Raw genomic sequence first — 23,640 nt, forward strand, 5'->3', positions numbered from 1 at the left:
GGCCGGGGTCTTTTTTTGCCGCCAGGAAAGCCCAGGCCAGGGCTTACACCTGGCGGTCGGAAACGAAACCGTTGCCCCGGGCGCTGCTTGCCACCAGCAAGGCTGCCAGCAACAAGGCGCCAATCACCCAGGGGAAAGTCTGCACACCCGGGCCCTGCAACAGCAGGGCACCGCCCACGCCTCCACCGGCGATGGCCAGGTTCCACAGGGTCACCAGCATCGATTGCGCAGCGTCCGCCTGTGCTCCCGCGGATTTGGCCAGCGCGGTTTGCAGCAAGGTGGCCAGGCCTCCGAACGCCAAGCCCCAGATCGAGATGGCCCCATAAACGGTCATGGGTCCTCGGTCGAACAAGCCGAGCAGCAGGATCGAGGCGATGAACAGCAAGCAACTGGCCAATACCAGTTCACGTAGCCAGCGATCGATCAGCAAGCCGACTACCCAGATACTCAACAGTGCAGCCAGGCCGAATACCAGCAGCACGCCCTCGATCTGCCCGCCAAGGCCTGTCGACTCCAGAAACGGTGCGATGTAGGTGTAAAGAATGTTGTGGCCCAGCACATAGGCGAAGGTCACGAACAGCACCGGGCCTACACCCGGCAAGGCCAGCACGCGGCGCAAGGGCAGGCGTTTCTGGCCACGCAGACCGGGAAAGTCCGGCACCTGCCGGAGTACCCAGACAATCAGCACCAGGGTCAGCAGGGTCATGAGGGCGAAGCTCATGCGCCAGCCCACCAGGTTGCCCAGCCACGTGCCGGCGGGAACCCCGATTGATAGCGCCAGGGGCGCGCCGAGCATGGCCACGGCGATTGCCCGTCCTTGCTGGTGCGGGGGCGCCATGCGGCTGGCATAACCGGCCAGCAGGGCCCAGAGCAGGCCGGCGAACACCCCGGCAAAGAAGCGGGCGACCAGGGTCAGGCTGTAGTCGTTCGACAGGGCCGTGACACTGTTGACGATGGCGAAGCCGGCAATGGCGATCAGCAGCAACGGGCGTCGTCGCCAGCTCTGCGTCAGGCTCACCAGGGGGATCGCGGCCAGGAGCGAGCCGAGGGCGTAGATCGTGACCAGTTGGCCGACCAGTGCGGGCGAAATCTCCAGGCCGCGGCTCATCTGCGGCAGCAATCCGGCCGGCATGGCTTCGGTCAGCAGGGTGATGAAGCCTGCGCAGGCCAGGGCCAGCAAGCCGCTGATGGGCAATCTTTCACGGGTGTCGCTGGACGTTTGCAGTGATTCACAGGCATCGACGGTAGGGTTCATGGTGGGCTCAGCTGTGCAATAGGGAAGGCACAGGTTAGGGCGCTGCGCATGGCGGAAAAATAGGCTAATGTTCCGAACTTATCGGACTCTCAAGTCCTTAATGCTGGAGTGTTCAATGGACTGGCTTGGCAGTATCCCGGTGTTCATGCAGGTGGCGGAGACCCGCAGCTTTACCGAGGCGGGGCGCCTGCTGGGGGTCTCGTCCTCGGCGGTGGGCAAGAGTATTGCCCGCCTCGAGGAACGCCTGGAAACCCGCCTGTTTCACCGCACCACACGCAGTATCAGCCTGACGGCAGAGGGCATTGGGCTGCTCGAGCGTTGTCGCAGGATCGCCGCCGAGGCCGAGTCGGCGGAGTTCCAGTTGTGCGATTCGGCCAGTGCACCGGTGGGCAAGCTGCGGATCAGTGCGCCCCAGGTCCACGGTCTGGTGATGCCGGTGCTGGCGGAATTCATGCAGCGCTACCCGCAGATCGAACTGGATGTCGATCTGTCCGACCGGATGGTGGATGTGGTGGAGGAGGGTTTCGACCTGGTCATACGCACCGGTAACCCCAAGGATTCGCGCTTGCTGGCCCGACAAGTGGGATCCTTTCGCATGGTGCTGGTGGGCAGTCCCGGATATTTTCGTGAGCATGGGCTGCCGCAATCGCCCCAGGAGCTCCATGAGCATGCCTGCCTGCGGCATACCTTCCACCACACTGGCAAGCTCGAGCCCTGGCCCTTCAAGCCGCAGCTCCATCAGCCCGAGCCGCTGCTGCCGACCCGCCTGACCAGCAGTTCCACCGAGGCGCTGGAGCACGCGGCACGCAGTGGCCTGGGTATTGCCTGCCTGCCGGACTTCATGGTGCAAGCCTCGCTACGGTGCGGAGCGTTGCAGGCCGTACTCGATGAGTACTTGCAATTCAACGGCACGTTCTGGGTGCTGTGGCCCTCGAGCCGTCATGCGGCAGCCAAGCTGCGAGTGCTGATCGAACACCTGAGCGAACGACTTTTTCCTACCTCGTGCGGTCAGTAGTCTTGAGTGAAATTTAAGACATCAATTAGCCGCGCTGTAGGACGTTGTTCTGTTGCACAATACGCCCCAGAGCGTTTTCCTCAGGATTTTCGATGTTTAGATCATTTCATCTGCGTGCTGCGGCCGGAGTGTTGCTGCTGTCTGCGGTCGCCGGTTGCTCTTCGAACAAGACTGCCATCTACGAGCATGAAAGCTTCGACGATTCCGGCACCTTCTCGCGCAATTACCCGGTCAGTGATGCAGCGTCCTGTGAAGCCGCGCGACGGGCCCTGCTCAGCCAGGGTTACATCATCACCAGCAACGACCCAAGGCTGGTCAGTGGCCACAAGAGCTTCCAGCAGACCGGCGAGACTCACTTGGAGATCAGCTTCAACGTCGTCTGCGCCAAGGACGGTACCGGCGGACATCGTTCGACGGTATTCGCCAACGCCCTGCAGGACCGCTACGCCCTGAAAAAACTGAACAATTCGGCCAGCCTCGGGGTAGGGGTACTGGGCTCGGTGTCGATGCCTATTGGTTCCACCGACGACTCGATGGTCAAGGTGGCGAGCGAGACGGTGTCGTCCGCCAAGTTCTATGAGCGTTACTTCGCCCTGCTGGAGCTGTTTCTGCCCCAGGATGTCAAGGCTGCGGCCCACATCGAAGAAAAACCCAAGGCTGACCTGGGCGTCCCGGAGAGCAAGCCGGAAAACCAGCCCCAGCCCAAGCCTGAGCCACACCCGGAGCCGGCTGCTGCAGCCCCGGCACTGGTGCCACCGGTCGCGCCAATTGTCGAACCGGCCGCTTCCCAGCCAGTGGCGCCCCCCGCTGAAGTGGCGCCCATCGTAACGGCGCCGGCCAGCGAGCCGGCTCCTGTGGGCGAAACCATCAGCCCGCCGCCAGCCAGTACCTTGCCGCCTCCGAACGAGCCGATCCAGGCACTGCCCGGCAACGGTCGCTGAAACGCCCCCGCGCAAAGGCGCTGCCCGCTTCCGCCTGGGTGGCCCCTGCGCAGCCTTCCTGCATTCGTTGCCTTCCAATCGCCCCCTGGCCTTGTGCAACCCGTAAATTTCTTACGCGCCGTTACGTTTCAATGACAGGAAAGTTGACCGAAGGGGTAGTATTTTTCCTGTCATAACGGCACCTTATGCTGGTCCCGACGGTCATCCAGGGCATTCAATCAACGAGCAAAGGAGTCCGTATGGACGAGTACCAAGAAGAACTGCTGGAGTACCAGGCTTTCGAGCTTGACCCTCTGGAACCCGCAGAAGACGCCACCGAGCTGTAACGCCGGTGGCTTTTTTTTAGCCGAACTGGCGATGGCTGCGGCGAAACTCCCCGGGAGTCTGGCCGTTCCAACGCTTGAAGGCTCGCTGAAACGCCTCGGCCGAGGCGAAGCCCAGCAGATAGGCAATCTCGCCGAACGCCAGTTCGGTATCGCGGATATAGGTCATGGCCAAGTCGCGACGGGTGTCATTGAGAATCGCCCGGAATTGCGTTCCCTCTTCCGCCAGCTTGCGGCGCAAGGTCCAGGTCGGCAGCTTCAAGCGTGCGGCCACTTCCTCCAGGTCCGGTTCCCGGCCGCCATTGAGCAAAGGTCCCAGCAACTGAATGATGCGCTCGCGCAGGCTACGGGTGCGGGTCAGCTGTTCCAGTTCCCTTTCGCATAACAGCAGCAGGTGGCGCCAGGTACTTGGGCAATGCTCGGGGTTGCGCAAGGCCAGGCTGGCCTGATCCAGGCGCAACTGGTTGCGCTCGGCGCCAAAATGGATCGGCGCGGGGCCGAGCACGGCATAGGCCTCGTGGTAGTCGGGCTGTTCGAATTCGATGTCGATCCGTTGCGCATGCACCGTTTGTCCAGCCAGGTTGGACAGCTGCTGCAACCAGCCGGACATGATCGAATCCACCACGAAACGGTTATAGGCGTTGTACGGGCTGATGGAGTAGAAGCGTAGCCAGGCGCCGTCGGCATCCTCGCAGAAGCTCGACTGGCCGCGATAGTTGGAGCCGTACAGGGCCTCGAAACGGGTCAGGCAGCGTGCCGCCTCGCGCACGGTGGGTGCCTGGGCGGCAGTGACCCCGGCCAGGCCGGCCTGGCTGAGGCGACTGAGCCGGCCCATGCGCAGGCCCAGTGCCGGGTCGCCGGTGAGCTGGATCGCCCCGTGGCCCAGGCGCATGTAGCGAGGGATCGACAGCCGCGCCCCTGCCTCGGCCAACCGGGCAGAGTCCAGCCCATACTGTTCCAGCAAGGGCAACGGGTCCTGGCCATGGCTGCGAATCGCATCGGCCAGGCTATGGACGATTCCCACCGACAGGTCGCCCAGGCGCATCGGTGCGGTTTTCATCGGCCTACAACCACAAGTTCAGCAGGCGAGCACCACGACTGCCATCGTCGGCGAAGGTCTGGCCTGCGCTGCTCACGAAGCTCTGGCCACTGGTGCCCAGGTTCCAGAACTGGCCACGCAGGAACACGCTGGCACCGCCCCTGGCCTGGCTGAGCGCGGGCCTGCTGGTGAGTGTCAAGCGGTGCCAGGCCTCGCCTTCGCTGGTCGCTCCCGGTTTGGACGCGGCGGCACCCAAGGCGGCGCCGTTGTCGCTGGGCCAAGGCTGTTCCCAGCGGCCCTTGCCCATGATGAAGGCTGGCACCGCCACCAGCTGTGCCTGTTGTTCATCGAGCTTGCGGTAGTTGTCCGGGTACCAGCTGTCGCTGCCGATCAGCACCCCGAGGCGCCCGGCCGGGGTATCGAAGACCTGCACCGCCTCGCGGGCATCACCGTGGATGTAGCCGCTTTCGGAGGCCCTAGGGTAGATCTGCAGCTGTGGCTGGCCAATGGGCTGGCCATCGCTGCCAAACACCACGGCGCTGTTGTACAGCGCGCCGCGTCCCACCTGCAGGTTGCCCTGGCTGACGCTGGGCTCGGGCAGGATGATCGAGCCGGCCACCAGCGTCACCTGGAATTCCTTGGCCAGGCCTCCGAACAGCGTCTGGTAGTCCTTGGCCATCTCCTTGGCCTTCATGCGCAGGTAGGCATCGTCTACCCGACTGTCGCCCTTGGCGCCCGCCAGCGCCTTGAAGAAGGGCAGCGGGTTGCTCACCGCCAGCCAGTTCATCGCTTCCTTGAGAGTGGTGGCCTGGTACAGCTCGTTCTTCTCGCCACTGACCATCAGCCAGGTGCCGATGTGTTCCGGCAGCACGACGATGGTCTTGGCGCTGACCAGGCCGCGGTCGCGAGCCTCTTGCAGGTAGGCCGCGAGCTTGCGGTGCAGGCGCTTGCTGCTCTGGTAGTCGGTGGGAAACAGCTCCGGCTGGATCGCCAGCAGGTTGCCGTGGCCTGCGGGCACGCCCTGGTCCACGGCCAGTTCGATGCGCAAGTCCGACAGGTAATGTGCCTCCGGGCGGTCTTGGGTCCAGGCGCCATAGCGGGTGATGGCAGCGATCAGGACCAGGGCGAGGGTGATGTACAGAAGTTTGCGCATGGGAAAACAGTCGGCAGCCGTGTGCAGGATTCGGCGACTAGGGTAGGACGGCAGCCCATGCTTGCCAAGGGGCGCTGTGCGTTTGGATCAATAACTTGTCAGTTACGGTCATTGAGCCTACAGCTGGTGTGCTTTTAGTCTGTGCCGCACTACCGACGGAAGCCGCAGAGCTTCCGCACCTACCGTGATAGCCCGATCTGGAGTGACGCCATGGCTGCTGCCCCGTACCCGCATTTGCTGGCCCCCCTCGACCTGGGGTTCACCACCTTGCGCAATCGCACCCTGATGGGCTCGATGCACACCGGCCTGGAAGAGAAGCCCGGCGGTTTCGAGCGCATGGCGGCTTATTTTGCCGAGCGCGCCCGTGGCGGCGTGGGCCTGATGGTCACCGGTGGCATTGGTCCCAACGATGAAGGTGGGGTGTATTCCGGGGCCGCCAAGCTGACCACCGAGGAAGAGGCGCAGAAGCACCTGATCGTCACCCGGGCGGTGCACGAGGCCGGCGGCAAGATCTGCATGCAGATCCTCCATGCCGGGCGCTATGCCTACAGCCCCAAGCAGGTCGCGCCCAGCGCCATCCAGGCGCCGATCAACCCGTTCAAGCCCAAGGAGCTGGACGAGGAAGGCATCGAGAAGCAGATCCGTGACTTCGTGACCTGTTCGGTCCTGGCCCAGAAGGCCGAGTACGACGGTGTCGAGATCATGGGATCGGAAGGTTATTTCATCAACCAGTTCCTTGCCGCCCATACCAACCACCGTACTGACCGCTGGGGCGGCAGCTACGAGAACCGCATGCGCCTGCCGGTGGAGATCGTGCGTCGGGTGCGTGAGGCCGTGGGGCCGAACTTCATCATCATTTTCCGCCTGTCGATGCTCGACCTGGTGGAAGGCGGCAGCACCTGGGAAGAAATCGTGCAACTGGCCAAGGCCATCGAACAGGCCGGTGCCACCATTATCAACACGGGTATTGGCTGGCACGAAGCGCGGATCCCGACCATCGCCACCAAGGTGCCACGGGCTGCGTTCAGCAAGGTCACGGCCAAGCTGCGTGGCTCGGTGAGCATCCCGCTGATCACCACCAACCGCATCAACACCCCGGAAGTGGCCGAGCAGATCCTGGCCGAGGGCGATGCCGACATGGTGTCCATGGCCCGGCCGTTCCTGGCCGACCCGGACTTCGTCAACAAGGCTGCCGCAGGCCGTGCCGATGAGATCAACACTTGCATCGGCTGCAACCAGGCCTGCCTGGACCACACCTTTGGCGGCAAGCTGACCAGTTGCCTGGTCAACCCGCGCGCCTGCTATGAGACCGAGCTGAACTACCTGCCGGTCCAGGAGCTCAAGAAGATCGCCGTGGTCGGTGCCGGCCCGGCCGGCTTGTCCGCCGCCACCGTGGCCGCCGAGCGTGGGCACCAGGTGACCCTGTTCGATTCGGCCAGTGAAATCGGCGGCCAGTTCAACGTCGCCAAGCGTGTGCCGGGCAAGGAAGAGTTCTACGAGACCCTGCGCTACTTCAAGCGCAAGTTGCAGACCAGCCACGTCGAGGTGTGCCTGGGGACCCGGGTGGATGTCGAGCAACTGGTGGCCGGTGGTTTCGACGAAATCATCCTGGCCACCGGCATTGCCCCGCGGGTACCGGCCATCCCGGGCGTGGAGCACGCCAAGGTCCTGAGTTACCTGGACGTACTGCTCGAGCGCAAGCCAGTGGGGCAGAAGGTGGCAGTGATCGGCGCGGGTGGCATCGGTTTCGACGTCTCCGAATTCCTTGTGCACCAGGGCGTCGCCACCAGCCAGGACCGTGAGGCGTTCTGGAAGGAGTGGGGCATCGATACCCGGCTCGAGGCCCGTGGAGGGGTATCGGGGATCAAGGCCGAGCCCCATGCTCCGGCGCGTCAGGTATTCCTGCTGCAGCGCAAGAAGAGCAAGGTCGGCGACGGCCTGGGCAAGACCACCGGCTGGATTCATCGCACCGGCTTGAAGAACAAGCAGGTGCAGATGCTCAACAGCGTTGAATACCTGAAGATCGACGACGCTGGCCTGCACATCCGCATTGGCGAGGCAGGCGAGCCCCAGGTACTGCCGGTGGACAACGTGGTCATCTGTGCTGGCCAGGACCCGCTGCGCGAGCTGCACGATGGCCTGGTGGCCGCCGGACAGAACGTGCACCTGATCGGCGGCGCCGATGTGGCCGCCGAACTGGATGCCAAGCGCGCCATCAACCAGGGTTCGCGCCTGGCGGCCGAACTCTAGGCCCTCCCACCCCGGCAGCGGCCCCTGTCGCCGCTGCCGCAGGCTGCGCATGCCCCGCAGGGGCACGGGATCTTCCGGCCCACACCCACCTGTCGGCCCTGAAGGTCCTTCGGCCCTTTACGCAGCCTGCGCAGCGGCTACACGAAGCGTGTCCTGCAGGGCCCGGCGATCTGCCCCGGGATTGCTAGAATGCGCCTCCCTGTTCGCCGAGCCTGCCAACGATGTCCTTTGCCGAGTCCTTCGACCACTTGCCCCAAGCCCCCCTGCAACGGCTGGACCTGGACTGGTTGCATCAGGCTGGGGTCGAGGTGGCGGTGCTGCGCCTGGACTTGATCGATCCGCTGATCAGCGGCAACAAATGGTTCAAGCTCAGCCACCATCTGGCGGCAGCGCATCGCCAGGGCGCCCAGGGCATCATCAGCCTCGGCGGGGCCCACTCCAATCACCTGCATGCCCTGGCCGCCGCCGGCCAGCGTTTCGCCTTCGCCACGGTCGGCCTGCTGCGCGGCGAACGCCAGGACACCCCGACCGTCCTCGACCTGGAGCGCTTCGGCATGCAGTTGCACTGGCTTGGCTACGGCGGCTACCGGGCACGCCACCAGCCCGGTTTCTGGACGCCTTGGCAGGCACGATACCCGGACCTGTACCCGGTGCCCGAGGGCGGTGGCGGCCTGGCTGGGGCGCTGGGTTGCGGGCCATTGCTGGAGCAGGTACGGCAGCAGTTGCCAGCCCTGGGCTGGGCCGACCATGACGGTTGGTGGCTGGCTGCCGGCACCGGCACCACCCTGGCCGGGTTGGTGCTGGCCGAAGCCGGAGCGCACCCGGTGCATGGCGCCCTGGCGGTGCCGATGGACCACGGAGTGCCACGGCAAGTCGCACAGATCCTGCAGGAGGCGGGAGGAGAGATCGGTGGCTATGAACTGCTGGACGCTAGCCGTGGCGGTTTCGCCAAGGTGGATGGGGTGCTGGAAGCGTTCATCGACCAGACCGAGCGCGATTGTGGCCTGCCGCTGGAGCCGCTGTACACCGGCAAGGCGCTGCTGGCCCTGCACGAGCAGGTCCTGGGCGGACGGTTCGCCCCCGGTTGCCGGCTGATCTTCGTCCACACCGGCGGCTTGCAGGGCCGTCGCGGGTTCGCCCCTCAGGCCTGACCGCGCTGGCGCCACATCCGTTGCAGGGTGTTGTCGTGCATGACGTAGTGGTGATAGAGCCCTGCCAGGGCGTGCAGGCCAATAAGCCAGTACCCCAGGCTGCCCAGCAGCTCGTGCCAGTTCTGGAGCTGCTTGGCCAGCGCCTTGTCTTCGCCCACCAGCAGCGGCAGGTCCAGGCCATAGAACATCACCTGGTGCCCCTTGGCACTGGTGGTGAGCCAGCCCAGCAGCGGCATGGCGATCATGAACAGGTACAGCGCCCAGTGCATCAGCGTCGCCAGCAGCCTTTGCCACTGCGGCGGCGCGGGCTCGATCCTGGGCGCCACCCCCTGCGCCCGGGCGAACAGGCGCAGCCAGACCAGCACGAAGACCGTCAGGCCGAGCATGAAATGGGCTTCGGTGATGAGGGTCCGGCCGCCGCTGCCCTTGGGGAAGATTCCGCGAAATTCGATACAGGCATAAACCACCACCAGCAGCACCAGCGTCAGCCAGTGCAGGACGATCGTCAGGGTGCTGTAGCGCGCCTCGGTGTTTTTCCACGGCATACCGGTGTCCTCGGTCATCAGGGTTCAAGCCTCCGTTCTTGAGCGACGGAGTGCTTTAACTGTAAGCCGCTTTCTACCGGTTTGCCTGGCGCTCCGGGGGCTTTCGTCGCCTGGATCAGGGCGCCGATTCGGGGACCCATGAAAAAACGGCGACTTGTCAAAGTCGCCGTTGCGTCATGTTCACGAATGGGATCACTGGCCCTGGGGTGTTTCACCCCGTGCCAGGCGCTGGTTGATGTCGGCGATCACCTGGGGCAGGTCGGCGATGGTGTCGATCATGTAGTGCGGGCGCGATGGCTCGAACAGGGTGTGGATGCGCTGGCGCTCCTCGGCCAGGGTATCGCTGGCCAGGGCCCGATAGTCTTCGTAGTTCAGGCCCAGGGCGTTGCCCGAGCAGGTCAGGGCGACGGTCCACATGCCGGCGCGGCGGCCTTCGAGAATCCCCGGCACGGTGTCGTCGATCTTCACGCAGGCAGCGACATCATCGATCCCCAGGGCGATCACGTTCGCCAGGGCCTGGGCTGGCCAGGGGCGACCGTTGGGCACTTCGTCGGTGGCCACCACATGGTCGGCGACATAGCCGTTGGTGGCGGCCAGGGCCACCACCCGGTCCATCACCAGCTTGGGGTAACCGGAGCAGGAGCCGATCTTGATGCCTTGCTCACGCAGCTTGGCAATCACCTCCAGGGCTCCGGGAATCAAGGCCGAGTGCTCGGCGATCTTCTCGATCTGCAGGGGCATGAAACGTTCGTAGATGGCGGTGACGTCGGCATCCGTTGGCGTGCGGCCGAACACCTTGCGATAACGCTCGGCCACCTCGGGCAGGTCGCACAGGGTGCGGATGTGGTCCCATTTGCCCATGCCCATAGGGCCTCGGGCTTCCTCGATGGAAACCTGGACATCGAACTCGGCGAAGGCCTCGACAAAGATCTGGGTCGGGGCGAAGGAGCCGAAGTCGACCACGGTGCCGGCCCAGTCGAGAATGGCCGCTTGCAGGTGGGAGGGGGTGCTGTAGTTCATGGTTTCGATGCCTGTGTAGGAGCGAGCTTGCTCGTGAAAATGGATTCTGGGATCGCGTTGTCTGTATCGCGAGCAAGCTCGCTCCTACAGGACACGGGAATGCGTCAGATGTCGAGGACTTCCATTTCCCGCAGCACTTGGGCCACCGCCGAGACCGCGGCCTGCATGCCGCTGCGATCGACATGGCCGATGCAGCCAACCCGAAAGGTCTCGACCTGGGTCAGCTTGCCCGGGTAGAGGATGAAACCCTTGGCCTTGACCCGCTCGTAGAAGTCCTTGAACTGGTAACGCGGGTCCTTGGGGGCATGGAAGGTCACGATGATCGGTGCCTGGATCGATGCCGGCAGGAAGCTGTGCAGGCCCAGTTCACCCATGCCCTGCAGCAGTGTTTGGCAATTGTCGCTATAGCGTGCCAGGCGTGCCGGCAGACCGCCTTCCTCGTGGTACTGCAGCAGGGCTTCATGCAGGGCGGCCGCCACGTGGGTCGGCGGGGTGAAGCGCCACTGGCCAGTCTTGGCCATGTAGGCATGCTGGTCGTGCAGGTCCATGGCCAGCGAGTGGGCGTTGCCCGCCGCCTGGGCCAGGGACTCCTTGCGAGCGAAGACAAATCCCATGCCGGGCACGCCTTCCAGGCATTTGCCGGAGGCAGCGATCAGGGCGTCGAAGGGAATTTCCCGAGCGTCGATGGGCAGTGCGCCGAAGGAGCTCATGGCGTCGATGATCAGGCGCTTGCCATGATCGGCAACGACCTGGGCGATCTGCGCCAGTGGATTGAGAATCCCGGTGCTGGTCTCGCAGTGGATCAGCGCCACATGGCTGATGGCGGGGTCGGCCTGGAGCAGGCGCTCGACATCGGCAGCGGTGGTGGGCTCGTCCTCGGCGGTTTCGAAGGTGCTGAAGTCGCGGCCGAGCACTTCGCAGATCTTCGCCAGGCGCTTGCCATAGGCGCCGTTGATCAGCACCAGGACCTTGCCATCGCGGGGCACCAGGGTGCCGATGGCCGCTTCCACGGCAAAGGTGCCGCTGCCTTGCAGAGGCACGCAGTGGTGGCTGTCGCTGCCGTTGACGATGGCCAGCAACTGCCGGCAGAGGCTGGCGGTCAGCTGGTTGAAGCGGTCATCCCAGGATCCCCAGTCCACCAGCATCGCCTGACGAGTGCGGGCAGACGTGGTCAGGGGGCCGGGAGTAAGCAGGATTGGCTCGGCGATGCTCATGCTGTGTCCTCGAAATTGATGGGCTCAAGCTACGGGGACTAAATTGCAATTTGCCTTGTCATCAATCAAATTGTTTGTTGTTATGCCTGCCATAAGTGAGGCCGATAGATATGAACCTGTTCCAACTCCGTGCGTTCGATGCCGTGGCCCGTGAAGGCAGTTTCACCCGGGCCGCCGGGCGCCTGTTCATCAGCCAGCCGGCGGTCACAGGGCATATCAAGGCGCTGGAGGAGCACTACCAGATCACCCTTTTGCGGCGTACCGCCCGGCGTGTGGAACTGACCGAGGAGGGCACCAAGCTGGCGGCCATCACCCGGGCGATGTTCGGCCTGGCCGAGGAGGCCCAGGCCATGCTCGAGGCCAACCGCCAGTTGCTGACCGGGCGCCTGGAGGTCGCGGCGGACGGCCCGCACCTGGTCATGCCGATGCTCGCCAGCCTGCGGGAACGTTACCCGGGGGTGACCGTCAACCTGCGCCTGGGCAATGCCCAGGAAACCCTGGCGGCGCTGTTGTCCGAACATGCCGACGTGGCAGTGCTGACCGAGGTCGAGGCGCGCAAGGGCCTGCACCTGCAGAGCCTCGGACAATCACGGATGTGTGCCCTGGTGCCCCTCGGGCATGAGTGGCTGGCACAGGCCGAAGGCATCGCCATCGAGCAGCTGGACCAGGTGATCATGGTGCTGCGCGAGCCCAGCTCCATCACCCGGCGTACGTTCGACGAGGCATGTGCGCTGTCCAAGGTCCAGCCTCGGGTCCTGCTGGAGCTCGATAGCCGCGAAGCGGTGACCGAGGCGGTGGCGGCGCACCTGGGAGTAGGGGTCGTCAGCTCGCTGGAGGTGGGCCACGACCCGCGGGTGCAGGTGGTGCCGATTCGCGGGGCGGGCCTGGTCAACCAGCACATGATCGGTTGCCTGGAGCGCCGCCGGGAGCTGCGGCTGATCCAGGCCTTTCTCGGCCTGGCCCCAGCACCGGTATAGCCGCTGCCGCAGGCTGCGTACGGCTGCGCAGCGGGCGCAACTCTTGCGAATTCCACCCTGAAGGCCCTGCGGGCCTTGTCGCAGCCTCGCCGTGGCTCGACAGCGGCTACAGGTGTTCAGGTTCGAGGGAGGCGTGCACCAGTTCGAGGAAGGTCGCGACGATCCGCCGCGAACGCTGCTCGCGCAGGCACACCAGGGTTTCGGTCATGCGCCGCTGGCAGTCGACGATGGGCAGCGCGCAGACCCGGGAGTCGGCGCCGAATTCGGCCGCCGACACTACCCCCACGCCGATGCCCACCACCACCGCCTCACGCGCGGCTTCCCGGCCTTCGACCTGGATGGCCGGACGGATTCGCAGGCCGGCGCGGTGCATTTCCTCTTCCAGGGTCTGGCGGGTCACCGAGCCGGTTTCGCGCAGCACCATCGGGGTGTCGTCCAGGTCGGCCAGGCAGATGGATTGCCGCTCGGCCCAGGGGTGATGGCGCGACACGAAGGCCACCATCGGATCGTTGCGCAGGGTCACGGACCACAGGCGCTCGTCGTCCACTTCCCGGCCCAGCAGGGCCAGGTCGGCCTGGTAGTTGAACAGGCGCAACAGGGACTCGTCGGTGTTGCCGGTCTCGATACGCACGTTGATCCCCGGGTACAACTCGCAGAAGCGGGCGATCTGCGGCAGCACGTGCACCGGCGCGTCCACCGCCAGCACCAGGCTGCCTGTCTGCAGCGCCTGGGAATCCTGCAACAGCTCCTTGGCCTCGGCCTGGGCCACGAACAGGCGCTGGGTGATGGCCAGCAATCGTTCCCCCAGGTCGGTGAGGCGTACCGAGCGCTTGTTGCGCTGGAACAGGAGAACGCCAAAACGTTCCTCCAGCTTGCGCACCTGGTCGGAGATCGCCGGTTGGGTCAGGTACAGGTGTTCGGCGGCTCGGGTGAAACTGCCGTGCACGGCCACGGCATGGAAGGCTTTCAACTGGGCGTGGGAAACCGACATCGAATACCTCTTACAAGCTGGACTTATATTTGAAATACGATAAATCGATTTCATTTATCAGTGGGTAATTGTTTCCATCTTTCAAGGCCTGGTGAGCGGTCGCTCGAACGCCACCCGGCCCTGATGCCTGTGCGTGCATTCGCAATCTCCCGTTCGGGAGCGCAACAGGCCTCATCTGACCGGCAGCGCCCGCCGCAAGGGTCCTGCCGCCGTGCTCAAGAATAAAAACACACAGGCGTTTGCTCAGCATCCTGCCGGCACACTCACCCCGAGGTCAGACTCACCATGAACAAGCAGATCGGCACCATCAAACGTTGGCGCGTGCAGATTTTCGCCATCACCTGGATCGCCTACGCGGCCTTCTACTTCACCCGCAAAGCCTTTTCCGTCGCCAAGCTGGGCATCGCCGACGATCCCGACTTCACCCTCGACAAGATGGCCATGGCCAATCTCGATGCCATTTACCTGGCCGCCTATGCCGTGGGGCAGTTCGTCTGGGGGATGTTCGCCGACCGCTTCGGGCCCCGGGTGGTGGTGCTGGGCGGCCTGCTGATTTCCGCCGTCGCGGCGCTGGTGATGGGCAGCTTCGCCACCTTGCCGGTGTTCGCCACGTGCATGCTGGTCCAGGGGCTGGCGCAATCGACCGGCTGGTCCGGGCTGTGCAAGAACATCGGCAGCTTCTTTCCCGCCCAGCAGCGCGGTCGAGTGCTGGGACTGTGGAGTTCCTGCTACGCCTTTGGCGGCCTGGTGGCCTCGCCCTTTGCCGGCTGGTGGGCCTATACCCTGATGGGCACCTGGCATGCGGCGTTCATCTCCAGCGCCGTGGTGGTCGGCCTGACCGCCGTGCTGTTCTTTGTCTTCCAGCGCAATACCCCGCAGGACGTGGGCCTGCCGGCGGTGGAGGAACCACCGATGGGCGAAGAGCGTGCCCAGGGCGGCCATCCAGTGGGTGTCTGGGCGCCGCTGCGGGCCATCCTGCGCAATCGCACGGTGCTGGTCCTGGGGCTGGCCTACTTCCTGCTCAAGCCGGCGCGCTACGCGATCCTGCTGTGGGGCCCGGTGATCGTCTACGAGCAGATGCCGTCGCTGGGCAAGGTTGGTGCGGCGATCGTGCCCACGGCCTTCGAGCTGGCGGGGCTGCTGGGGCCGATCATGATCGGCCTGGCGTCGGACAAGCTGTTCGGCGCCAGGCGGATGCCGGCCTGTGTCCTCAGCCTGCTGGCGTTGACCCTGTCCCTGGGGCTGTTCATGGGGGCCTTGCACAGCGGCAGCGTGGTGACCGTGGTGGCGCTGCTGTTTTTCATGGGCCTGACCCTGTACGGGCCGGATTCGATGATCAGCGGCGCGGCAGCCATCGACTTCGGTTCGGCTCGGGCCGGCGCCACGGCGGCGGGGTTCGTCAACGGATGCGGCTCGGTGGGCGCGGTGCTCGGCGGCCTGTTGCCGGGTTACTTCGACACGGTGACGGTGTTCATCCTGTTCGCCGGCTGTGCCCTGGCCGCGGCGCTATTGCTGCTGCCCTTCTGGAACAGCCGGCCCAATGGGGTCGAGCCTCCCGCGGTGGTGCCCAACGGGCCGCTGCTGATCAAGCCCTTGCGTTCCTGACGCGTTTTCACGGAGAACCGACCATGCGACCTTTCTGGCTGGAACAGGCCCTGCAACAGCAACCCTCGCAGGCGTGTCCGCCGCTGCAGGGCGACACCACTTGCCAGGTGGCGATCGTCGGCGGTGGTTATACCGGGCTGTGGACGGCCATCCTGCTCAAGGAGCAGGACCCCGGGCTGGACGTCCTGCTGATCGAGGCGGATATCTGCGGCGCTGGCGCCAGCGGGCGCAACGGTGGCTGCGCGCTGTCCTGGTCGGCCAAGTACCTCACCCTGGAGCGGTTGTTCGGTGTCGAGGAGGCCGTGCGCCTGGTCAAGGAATCCGAGCAGAGCATCTATGCCATAGGTGCCTTCTGCGAACGTTATGGGGTGGATGCCCACTATCGCCTCGACGGCACCTTGTACACCGCCACCAACCAGGCCCAGGTCGGTTCCACCGATGGCGTGATCGCTGCACTGGAGCGCCGAGGCATCAACTCCTTCGACAAGCGACCCCTGGCCGAGGTGCAGCGCATGGCGGGTTCCAGGCAGCACCTGGAAGGCTGGTTTTCCCCGGCAGCGGCCAGCGTGCAGCCGGGCTTGCTGGTGCGTGGGTTGCGGCGGGTGGCCTTGCAACTGGGGGTCAGGATCCATGAGCACACCGCCATGACCGGGCTGGAGGAGGGGCGTCCGGCACTGTTGCGCACGCCCCAGGGGCAGATTCGCGCCGAGCGCGTGGTGCTGGCGATGAATGCCTGGATGGCCCGGGCCTTCGCGCAGTTCGAGCGCAGCGTGGCGATCGTTTCCAGCGACATGCTGATCACCGAGCCGCGTCCCCAGCTGCTACAGCAGATCGGCCTGACCAGCGGGGTGACGGTGCTGGATTCGCGGATCTTCGTGCACTACTACCACAACACCCCGGACGGTCGGATCATGCTCGGCAAGGGGGGCAACACCTTCGCCTACGGCGGGCGGATGCTGCCGGTGTTCGACCAGCCGTCGCCCTGCGCCGCTCTGCTCGAGCACAGCCTGGGACAGTTCTTCCCGGACTTCGCCCAGGTGCCGATAGCGGCCACCTGGAATGGCCCGTCGGATCGTTCGGTGACCGGCTTGCCGTTCTTCGGCCAGATGAGCCGCGCGGGCAACGTGTTCTACGGTTTCGGTTATTCCGGCAGTGGCGTCGGCCCTTGCCACATGGGCGGGCAGATCCTCGCCTCCCTGGTGCAGGGGCTGGACAACCCCTGGACCCGCTCGCCGCTGGTCAATGGCCCCCTGGGCTACTTCCCGCCAGAACCGATCCGCTACCTCGGGTCGCTGCTGGTGCGTAACGCCATCCGCCGCAAGGAGCGGGCCGAGGACCATGGGCATCGGCCGCGGCACCTGGATGTGCGCCTGGCACGTTTCGCCGCGGCGGCAGGCAAGGCCGACAAGGGCTGAAGGCTGGCAAACCACTGACTTTTTGGTCGATCAGGGCCCTGAGGACGTATAAACTTGCCCCTCGCGTCGGCCACATCCAACTCGACGCCACAGATCAAGAGAGTGAGTAATGGGCGCACAGTGGAAGGTTAAACACAAAGAAGCGGCAGCCAATGCCAAGGGCAAGATCTTCGGCAAGCTGGTGAAAGAGATCACTATCGCCGCACGCAACGGCGCCGACACCGCCACCAACGCCCACCTGCGGCTGGTGGTGGAGCAGGCGAAAAAGGCTTCGATGCCGCGTGAAACCCTTGAGCGCGCCATCAAGAAAGGCTCGGGTCAGCTGGGCGAGACCGTGCAGTACCACCGCGTGACCTACGAAGGTTTTGCCCCGCACCAGGTGCCGCTGATCGTTGAATGCGTGACCGACAACATCAACCGCACCGTGGCGGAAATCCGCGTGGCGTTCCGCAAGGGCCAGCTGGGCGCTTCGGGTTCGGTGTCGTGGGACTTCAACCATGTGGGCATGATCGAAGCCTCGCCGGACACTCCCGACGCCGATCCGGAGCTGGCGGCCATCGAGGCCGGCGCCCAGGATTTCGAGCCGGGTGACGAGGGCGCGACCCTGTTCCTGACCGAACCTGCGGACCTGGACGCGGTCCAGAAGGCCCTGCCGGAGCAAGGCTTCACCGTGCTGTCGGCCAAGCTGGGTTATCAGCCGAAGAACCCGGTCAGCGGCCTGAGCGATGAGCAGATGGCTGAAGTCGAGGCGTTCCTCGAAGGCCTGGACAACCATGACGACGTGCAGGACATGTTCGTCGGCCTGGCGGGCTGATACCGCGACTCGCCGGCCGGTCGCTCCCGCATTCCCCTGCAGGAGCCGGCCGGCCCTCGAGGCTTGTCAAAGCCCCGCCAATTCCTCGCAGACTTGAGCAAAACCCGGTCGCGCCAGCACCTCGGGCTGACAGCAGCGCTGCACCAGCGCCGCCAGTTTCTGCCGCTGCTCCTGGCTCAGCGAGCCATCCCCGCGCTCCAGCAATTCTTCCAGCAAGATACCGAAGGCTCGCACTTCCAGGCGTTGCAGCGCGCGGCTCTGCACGGTGTCGTCCTGGGCATGGAAGGAAGCCGCGCCAAAATCCCCCAGCAGGCAGTCGCCCTGGGCATTCCACAAGGTGTTGTGGCCGTAGAGGTCGCCATGGGTAATGCCCTGTGCGTGCAGGTGGGCGCCCACTGACGCGATGCCGCGGGCGATGCCCAGGGTGGCGCCCGCGTTGAAGCTGGCCGGGTCCGGGTAGACGTCCCGGGAACAGGAGTCCAGGCTCGGCAGCGCCGCCAGGTTGGCAAAACTGGGGTCGATCAACTCCATCACCAGGCCGTTCTGCCCCTGGGGGTGGTCGAGGATCCGGCCTTCGACACGGATCAGGTTCGGGTGCAGCCCGGCGCTGATGCAGGCGTTCATTTCATGCAGCGGCGAGCCGTCGCTGGTCATCTCGCCCTTGTACAGCTTGACCGCCACCGCTCGTGCCGGTTGCCCGGCGGGCTGCCATGTTGCCCGGTGGATCACCCCGGACGCGCCTTCCCCCAGGCGCTGCTCCAGGGCCAGCTCGGTCCAGGGGATGTTCGGCGTGGATTCCAGGGCCGTGGCGTCGGCTTCCGACTCCAGCGGATTGCCCGCGTAGGCCAGCCAGGTCAGGCGTGGCAGGTTCAGCAGGAACGCCGGCAGTTCGGTCAGGCGGTTGGCGGCGATCCGCAGCAGTTCCAGGCGCTGGCATTGGCCCAGGCTTGGCGGCAGGTGGGTCAGGCGGTTGCCGGCGAGCATGAGTTTTTGCAGCAGTGGACGCTCGCCCAGTGCTTGCGGCAATTCAGTGATGCAGTTGTCGGTCAGGATCAGCCAGCGCAACTGCGGTGGCAGCGCGGCGGCCGGGACTCGTTCGATGCGGTTGGCCTTGAAGCCGATCATGCTCAGGCGTGCACAGCTGCCCAGGCACTCGGGCAGTTCGCTGAACAGGTTGTCCGAGCAGAACAGGATGCGCAGGTGGCTAAGGCGGTGCAGGTCCTCGGGCAGGCTGCTCAGGGCGTTGCCACTGAGGTTGAGGATTTCCAGGGAGTCGGCCAGGTCGAAGATTTCCCGGGGGAACTCGCTCAGCCCACAGGACAGGTCCAGGCGCTTGATCCCGGTCAGTTGGCCAGCTCGCAGTTGGGCAAGGGTATCCATGAACAGCGTCGACACTCGAAAGCAGGAGAAGGGCGGGCAGGATAAAGGAGATCGGCGGTTTTTGCTGCCTGAGCGGTTGTTGGTCGACGGGGCCAGGATCACTGGGTTTCCAGGAGCCTGAAGGTCAGAGCGGCTCGTCCCTGTTGCCTGGTGCAGTCGGCCGTCAGGGTGAGGTCGGTCTTGCGGCCCTGGGACCATAGCTGGCAGGCCACTCTCGTGGTGTGTGGCTCGCTCTCCAGCGGGTAAAGGTCCAGGGCCACCCGGCCGCTGCGGTCGGGCTGGAATGCCTTGTCATAGGGCGCAAGGGTCAGGTCCGCGGCCTGTTCTCCCGCGCTGTCCAGTTCTTCGAGAATTTCCGCATGAATGGCCGGGCTCACACCAAACTCCGACAGCCCCTGCGGCTGGCCCGCTTGAATGGCGCGCAACAGCGCTTCTGCCAGTGGGTAGATCTGTTCCCGGTCAAATGCTTGCATCGTGCAGTGCTCCAGCCAGCCGGCGAAATGCCGTGGGGTGCCTGGGATTCCTGGTTTCACCCAGCATCGATTCCAGGCGGTGATGTTCAAGGGTCATTTTAACCGCCTCGGTGGCGGCTCTGCCCAGCGGGTTGCTCGGGTCGAAGTCGCTCTCAAGGGTTGTCATCAGGTAAGCGGCCTGGGGGCTCCACTGGTTGAAACGCATCACGTGCCGGTCATCGAGGATCACGGCGCCGTCCTTCTTGTCGTCCGAAAAATAAAAGGCCAGTTGCGAAGGGGGAGTGTTTTCCCGTGCTGCAAGGCGTTTCCTGTACTTGAGCATGGTCGTCAGGCGGGCTCCGGGGGCCAGGCGTAGGCCAGTGCCGACAAGCTGGCAGTCAAGGAAATAGCACTTGAACAGTACGTCCAGCGTTCGCTGGTGATGGCGTGGCGCGCAGTTTTTTTCATACAGGTGAAAGCCCTGGGGCTCACCCACCCGTTCATAGCCATTTGCCGCAAGTTCGGCGGCAGAGAAACGCTCGAGGCCGAACAGCGATGGATGCTTGAGCGTTGAATCCTGCAGGTGCAGGCACACCAGTTGGGCAACGGTGATGGACCTCATGGGGATACTCGGTGAAGTGGATGTTCGGGACCGATTTCCTGCAACTGGCCAGCGCTCGGGGTGTAGCCCACGTCCTGGATCTTGTGAAAGTGATCCTGGATCAACCCGGCGTGCGCTGCCGTTTGCCGGTCGGGCCTGGCAAACCGGTGATGCCAGCGCGATGGGAGCGATGCAGGTGTGGGTGCTAGAGCGGCCAAGGATGATTGCCCGGGTGGTTCCTGGGCGCACACCTTAAAAGCCCAGAAGCCAATTGGCCAATGGAAAACCAGTCATCCAGCGATCTCGAAAAGGCCTGGCTGCGGCTGCCGAGCCCTCTGGGACAAGCGTGCGGCAAATTAATACGCTAACTGGCGGTTTCTCCCCGGGTTGCTAACCTCATGTCTGCAAATGCTCCTCATCAGGAATTGAGGCCTTGAATGGATGTAAGGGTTTGGCAGTCATGAGTGCATTGCTCGGCGCTACGGCAGGGGCCGCAGACTTGCAAGTGCAGGTTCGGGTCGACGTGGCCCGTGGCTGCCAGTTGGTGGGGCAGCAGCGCGAGGCCGGGGTCGAGCAGCTTGGCACCCTGGATTTCGGCACCACCGCACGCCTGGACGAACCGGCCGGCCCCCTGGGCGCGGCATTGGGGAGCAGCCGCCAGCCGCGCCTGGAGTGCAATCCCGATACCCCCTATCAGATGCGTATCGACGGCGGCCTGCACGGCGGTGTCGGCGAAGTACGTTACCTGGCCAGCCGTGGCCCTGCGGGCAAGCCCATTCCCTATCGCCTCTACCAGGACCCGGCGCGGCGCATCCCGCTGCCGGTCGATGTCCCGGTCAGTGGCCGGGTGCCGGATTCCGGCACCGTGGACCTGCCCTTGTACGGGCGTATCGAGCCCCTGGCCGAGATTCCCCGGGCCGGGGGTTATTCCGATGTATTGAAGGTGACCCTGACCTGGTAGCCAGGGTCGTTGATGCTGTCGCGGGGGAACCGCGCAGAACAGGGAAAGCCGTTGCAGGTGCACGGCTCAGGCAGGAGTCCTGATGGAACCGGGAAGGGTGCAATGAAGCGCAAGACCTGGACAATCGTCGCCCTGGGCTCGCTGTGCCTGGTGGTCGACGATGCACAGGCGGCGATCAGCGGGCAGATCCAGGCGCGCCTGGTGATCAGCGCCAGTTGCCAGGTCAGCAGCAGCGGCGCGGCCAGTCCGCTCAGCGACCCGGGTGTGCTGGATTTCGGTCAACAGGGACCTACCTGGGTCAACCCCATCAAGGCCAGCCTCGACAACAGTGGCGAGGGCCAGTTGCAGGTGGCCTGCAATCCCTCGGTCACCGGTTTCACGGTGAGCATCAATGGCGGCCTCAACGGCGACGGCACGACCCGGCGCCTGAGTAACGGCCGCCAGACCCTCCCTTATCGATTGTTCGTCGATGCCTCGGGTAGCGATAGCTACAGCATCGGCCAGCAGCGCAATTTCGCAGTGAGCAGTGGCAGCCGGATCCCCATTCCGGTGTTCGGCTCGGTGGTCGCGAATACCCGCGCGGTTCCGGCAGGGGTCTACACCGACACCCTGACCATCACGCTGGATTGGTAAACCACGAGAGGACGTACACCATGCACGCGCTTGTATCCAGAATCGGCTGGCCATTGCTGGGCCTGGCCATGGCCTCCACGGCCAATGCGGCGACCACGGTCACCGGGCAGATCAGCTCGACCCTGATCCTCACCAGCAGCTGCCAGGTCAACGGAGTGGGCGGCACTACAGGCTTGAATTTCGGCGCCCTGAACTTCGGCACCACCGACAGCCTGTTCACCACCGCCAGCGGCCAGGTATTGGGGGGTGGAGGCGGGGCCCTGTCGATCCTTTGCTCCAGCGGTACCACTCCCAGCCTGACGATCCAGGGCGGTAGCAACGACGGCAAGTCCACCGGCGGCACCCGGGCCCTGTATGACGGGGTCGCCAACTACGTGCCTTATGACCTGTACACCGACGCCGGGCATTCGCAGGTCCTGGCGATCAACGGGGTGATCAACCTGGCGCCGAGCACCGGGGTGGCCCAGACCGTGAACATCTATGGCCAGGCGGTGGGCAAGGCGGGGCTGCCGGCGGGCACCTACACCGACACGGTGTCCGTGCAGCTGACCTTCTGATGCCATGGCCCGCCATGGTCATGCGCTGCTGGCGCTGATCTGTGCCGTTGCCTGGCCGGGGTGGATCGCCGCGGCCACCAGCCAGAGCTTCCAGGTCAGCGCCACCATTACCGCCGGGTGCCTGGTGGTCGGGGGTGTCAGCAACTACGGCAGCCTGGCGTTCGGCAGCCAGTCGGCTCTGTCCACCAGTACCGTGAAGGTGGCGCTGGCCGGTGGCGTGCGGCTGCAGTGCACCCCCGGGGTGAACCTCAACATGACGGTGGACGGCGGCCAGTACAACAACGGCGGGCGCAACATGCAGCTCAACAGCGGCAGCGCCCGGGTGGCCTACCAGTTGTTTCGCGATGCGGCCTACAGCCAGAGCCTGGGCATCGGCCAGAGCGTGGCGGTGGCCTACAGCGATGCCAATAACATCAGCCTGCCGATCTACGGACAGGTGCAGTTGCCGGGCAACCAGCCTGGGGGGACATACAGCGACGTGCTGCAGGTGCAGCTGTCGTGGTGATGGGGCGATTCAACGACCGGCCGGCAGGCGGACAAGGAGTGGCAGGATGCGTTTATCTGTAGGGGGCCTGCGGGTCTGGATTTACCTGATGATGGCGGGGGTGTGCAGCAGCGTGCCCGGGGCCTGGGCCGCCAGTTCGGTGCTGATCTGGCCCATCGATCCGGTGCTGGAGGCCGACCAGCAAGCCAGCGCGCTGTGGCTGGAAAACCGCGGCAGCGAGACGGCCAACCTGCAGATCCGGGTATTTGCCTGGAGCCAGAGCGGTTATGTCGACCAGTACCAGAATCAGCGTGATGTGATCGGCAGTCCGCCGGTGGCGAAGATCGAACCCGGGCAAAAGCAGCTGGTACGCCTGACCCGCACCCGGGAGATTCCGCCGGGGCAGGAGTTGGCGTACCGCATCATCATCGACGAGATTCCTTCCGCCACCCCTGCGACCTCCGGCGGGGAGGACAAGAGCGTGGCCGCCATCCGCTTCCAGATGCGTTATTCGGTGCCGCTGTTCGCCTATGGCGCAGGGTTGTGGAGCAAGGAGGACACCACACGCCCCCGCGACCCCAAGAGTATCGGCGTGCCGGACCTGAGCTGGCGCAAGGTGGCGGCGGACGGCAAGACCTTCGTCGAGTTGCGCAACCAGGGGGCCGTGCATGCCCGGCTCACCGATGTCGCGTTCAAGCAGGGCGGACAGACCCGGCCACTGGCGCCGGGCCTGCTGGGTTATGTACTGCCCGGGGCCGTGATGCGCTGGCCGGTGGCCGAGTCGCTGGCGGCCGAGTCGAGCCTGCTGTTGCGGGTCAATGGGGCGCCGCAGGTCCAGGACCTGGCGCCTTCGCGCTGAGCCAC

General features: G+C 65.0%; 23 protein-coding genes. 13 read left to right on the forward strand and 10 right to left on the reverse strand.

Annotation, left to right across the window (positions count from 1 at the left end):
• Positions 1–43: 43 nt before the first annotated feature.
• Positions 44–1,255 (reverse strand): MFS transporter, encoded by a 1,212-nt coding sequence (locus LGQ10_RS30195; protein WP_226524100.1) that lies wholly within the window; start codon positions 1,253–1,255, stop codon positions 44–46.
• 115 nt (positions 1,256–1,370) lie between these two features.
• Between LGQ10_RS30195 and LGQ10_RS30200 the strand changes: the two genes are divergently transcribed.
• Together LGQ10_RS30200 and LGQ10_RS30205 are read left to right on the forward strand one after the other, a co-directional pair.
• Positions 1,371–2,270, forward strand: a complete 900-nt coding sequence (locus tag LGQ10_RS30200) for a LysR family transcriptional regulator (RefSeq protein ID WP_058434053.1) — start codon at positions 1,371–1,373, stop codon at positions 2,268–2,270.
• Between the two features lie 92 nt (positions 2,271–2,362).
• Positions 2,363–3,211: a DUF2242 domain-containing protein gene (locus LGQ10_RS30205; protein ID WP_226524101.1), complete on the forward strand. Its 849-nt coding sequence runs from the start codon at positions 2,363–2,365 to the stop codon at positions 3,209–3,211.
• Between the two features lie 342 nt (positions 3,212–3,553).
• On the opposite strand, the gene LGQ10_RS30210 is transcribed toward LGQ10_RS30205, so the two are convergent.
• Both LGQ10_RS30210 and LGQ10_RS30215 read right to left on the reverse strand, forming a co-directional pair.
• Entirely contained in the window at positions 3,554–4,594 is a 1,041-nt protein-coding gene (locus LGQ10_RS30210; RefSeq protein ID WP_058434051.1) for an AraC family transcriptional regulator, read from the reverse strand.
• A gap of 4 nt (positions 4,595–4,598) precedes the next feature.
• Positions 4,599–5,726: a nitrilase-related carbon-nitrogen hydrolase gene (locus LGQ10_RS30215; protein WP_226524102.1), complete on the reverse strand. Its 1,128-nt coding sequence runs from the start codon at positions 5,724–5,726 to the stop codon at positions 4,599–4,601.
• A 210-nt stretch (positions 5,727–5,936) separates the two neighbouring features.
• Between LGQ10_RS30215 and LGQ10_RS30220 the strand changes: the two genes are divergently transcribed.
• Together LGQ10_RS30220 and LGQ10_RS30225 are read left to right on the forward strand one after the other, a co-directional pair.
• Positions 5,937–7,976, forward strand: coding sequence for an NADPH-dependent 2,4-dienoyl-CoA reductase (locus LGQ10_RS30220; protein ID WP_226524103.1), 2,040 nt, complete (start codon positions 5,937–5,939; stop codon positions 7,974–7,976).
• A 221-nt stretch (positions 7,977–8,197) separates the two neighbouring features.
• Entirely contained in the window at positions 8,198–9,127 is a 930-nt protein-coding gene (locus LGQ10_RS30225) for a 1-aminocyclopropane-1-carboxylate deaminase/D-cysteine desulfhydrase (protein WP_058434604.1), read from the forward strand.
• On the opposite strand, the gene LGQ10_RS30230 is transcribed toward LGQ10_RS30225, so the two are convergent.
• The 3 genes from LGQ10_RS30230 to LGQ10_RS30240 all read right to left on the reverse strand — a co-directional run bounded on the left by LGQ10_RS30230 (position 9,118) and on the right by LGQ10_RS30240 (position 11,906).
• A complete protein-coding gene (locus LGQ10_RS30230) occupies positions 9,118–9,672 on the reverse strand; it encodes a cytochrome b (protein ID WP_226526237.1) in 555 nt (184 codons plus the stop codon). The two genes, LGQ10_RS30225 and LGQ10_RS30230, sit on opposite strands and share 10 nt — an antisense overlap.
• Before the next feature lie 192 nt (positions 9,673–9,864).
• Positions 9,865–10,692 (reverse strand): phosphonoacetaldehyde hydrolase, encoded by an 828-nt coding sequence (phnX, locus tag LGQ10_RS30235; RefSeq protein ID WP_058434603.1) that lies wholly within the window; start codon positions 10,690–10,692, stop codon positions 9,865–9,867.
• 104 nt (positions 10,693–10,796) lie between these two features.
• A complete protein-coding gene (locus tag LGQ10_RS30240) occupies positions 10,797–11,906 on the reverse strand; it encodes a 2-aminoethylphosphonate--pyruvate transaminase (RefSeq protein ID WP_058434602.1) in 1,110 nt (369 codons plus the stop codon).
• 110 nt (positions 11,907–12,016) lie between these two features.
• On the opposite strand from LGQ10_RS30240, the gene LGQ10_RS30245 reads away from it, so the two are divergent.
• Positions 12,017–12,883, forward strand: a complete 867-nt coding sequence (locus LGQ10_RS30245; RefSeq protein ID WP_226524104.1) for a LysR substrate-binding domain-containing protein — start codon at positions 12,017–12,019, stop codon at positions 12,881–12,883.
• A 106-nt stretch (positions 12,884–12,989) separates the two neighbouring features.
• Here the strand turns inward: LGQ10_RS30245 and LGQ10_RS30250 are convergent, their stop codons facing one another.
• Positions 12,990–13,874: a LysR substrate-binding domain-containing protein gene (locus tag LGQ10_RS30250; protein ID WP_058434600.1), complete on the reverse strand. Its 885-nt coding sequence runs from the start codon at positions 13,872–13,874 to the stop codon at positions 12,990–12,992.
• Between the two features lie 285 nt (positions 13,875–14,159).
• Here LGQ10_RS30250 and LGQ10_RS30255 point away from each other — a divergent pair, with 285 nt between their 5' ends.
• The 3 genes from LGQ10_RS30255 to LGQ10_RS30265 all read left to right on the forward strand — a co-directional run bounded on the left by LGQ10_RS30255 (position 14,160) and on the right by LGQ10_RS30265 (position 17,708).
• Entirely contained in the window at positions 14,160–15,479 is a 1,320-nt protein-coding gene (locus tag LGQ10_RS30255) for an MFS transporter (RefSeq protein WP_226524105.1), read from the forward strand.
• Between the two features lie 23 nt (positions 15,480–15,502).
• Complete coding sequence (locus LGQ10_RS30260; RefSeq protein WP_226524106.1) at positions 15,503–16,894, forward strand: FAD-dependent oxidoreductase; 1,392 nt, start codon at positions 15,503–15,505, stop codon at positions 16,892–16,894.
• Positions 16,895–17,003: 109 nt separating this feature from the next.
• The gene (locus tag LGQ10_RS30265) at positions 17,004–17,708 is read left to right on the forward strand and encodes a YebC/PmpR family DNA-binding transcriptional regulator (RefSeq protein ID WP_058437768.1); all 705 of its coding nucleotides are present in this window, start codon (positions 17,004–17,006) and stop codon (positions 17,706–17,708) included.
• Positions 17,709–17,774: 66 nt separating this feature from the next.
• Here the strand turns inward: LGQ10_RS30265 and LGQ10_RS30270 are convergent, their stop codons facing one another.
• The 3 genes from LGQ10_RS30270 to LGQ10_RS30280 all read right to left on the reverse strand — a co-directional run bounded on the left by LGQ10_RS30270 (position 17,775) and on the right by LGQ10_RS30280 (position 20,162).
• Positions 17,775–19,088, reverse strand: a complete 1,314-nt coding sequence (locus LGQ10_RS30270) for a leucine-rich repeat-containing protein kinase family protein (RefSeq protein WP_058437769.1) — start codon at positions 19,086–19,088, stop codon at positions 17,775–17,777.
• Positions 19,089–19,186: 98 nt separating this feature from the next.
• On the reverse strand, positions 19,187–19,561 hold the full coding sequence (locus tag LGQ10_RS30275; RefSeq protein ID WP_226524107.1) for a hypothetical protein: 375 nt from the start codon (positions 19,559–19,561) through the stop codon (positions 19,187–19,189).
• Positions 19,548–20,162, reverse strand: a complete 615-nt coding sequence (locus tag LGQ10_RS30280; RefSeq protein ID WP_226524108.1) for a hypothetical protein — start codon at positions 20,160–20,162, stop codon at positions 19,548–19,550. Before LGQ10_RS30280 ends, LGQ10_RS30275 begins: the two co-directional genes overlap by 14 nt.
• Positions 20,163–20,601: 439 nt before the next feature.
• Here LGQ10_RS30280 and LGQ10_RS30285 point away from each other — a divergent pair, with 439 nt between their 5' ends.
• The 5 genes from LGQ10_RS30285 (at position 20,602) to LGQ10_RS30305 (ending at position 23,635) form a co-directional block, all read left to right on the forward strand.
• Positions 20,602–21,102, forward strand: a complete 501-nt coding sequence (locus tag LGQ10_RS30285; RefSeq protein WP_226524109.1) for a spore coat U domain-containing protein — start codon at positions 20,602–20,604, stop codon at positions 21,100–21,102.
• 102 nt (positions 21,103–21,204) lie between these two features.
• Positions 21,205–21,735, forward strand: a complete 531-nt coding sequence (locus tag LGQ10_RS30290; RefSeq protein WP_058436843.1) for a spore coat U domain-containing protein — start codon at positions 21,205–21,207, stop codon at positions 21,733–21,735.
• A 20-nt stretch (positions 21,736–21,755) separates the two neighbouring features.
• Positions 21,756–22,292 (forward strand): spore coat U domain-containing protein, encoded by a 537-nt coding sequence (locus tag LGQ10_RS30295; protein WP_058436844.1) that lies wholly within the window; start codon positions 21,756–21,758, stop codon positions 22,290–22,292.
• A 4-nt stretch (positions 22,293–22,296) separates the two neighbouring features.
• Positions 22,297–22,797 (forward strand): spore coat U domain-containing protein, encoded by a 501-nt coding sequence (locus LGQ10_RS30300; RefSeq protein ID WP_226524110.1) that lies wholly within the window; start codon positions 22,297–22,299, stop codon positions 22,795–22,797.
• Between the two features lie 88 nt (positions 22,798–22,885).
• Positions 22,886–23,635 (forward strand): molecular chaperone, encoded by a 750-nt coding sequence (locus LGQ10_RS30305; protein WP_226526238.1) that lies wholly within the window; start codon positions 22,886–22,888, stop codon positions 23,633–23,635.
• The last annotated feature ends 5 nt before the right edge of the window (positions 23,636–23,640 follow it).

Origin of the sequence: Pseudomonas sp. L5B5 (genome assembly GCF_020520285.1) — a bacterium.
Taxonomy (GTDB): domain Bacteria; phylum Pseudomonadota; class Gammaproteobacteria; order Pseudomonadales; family Pseudomonadaceae; genus Aquipseudomonas.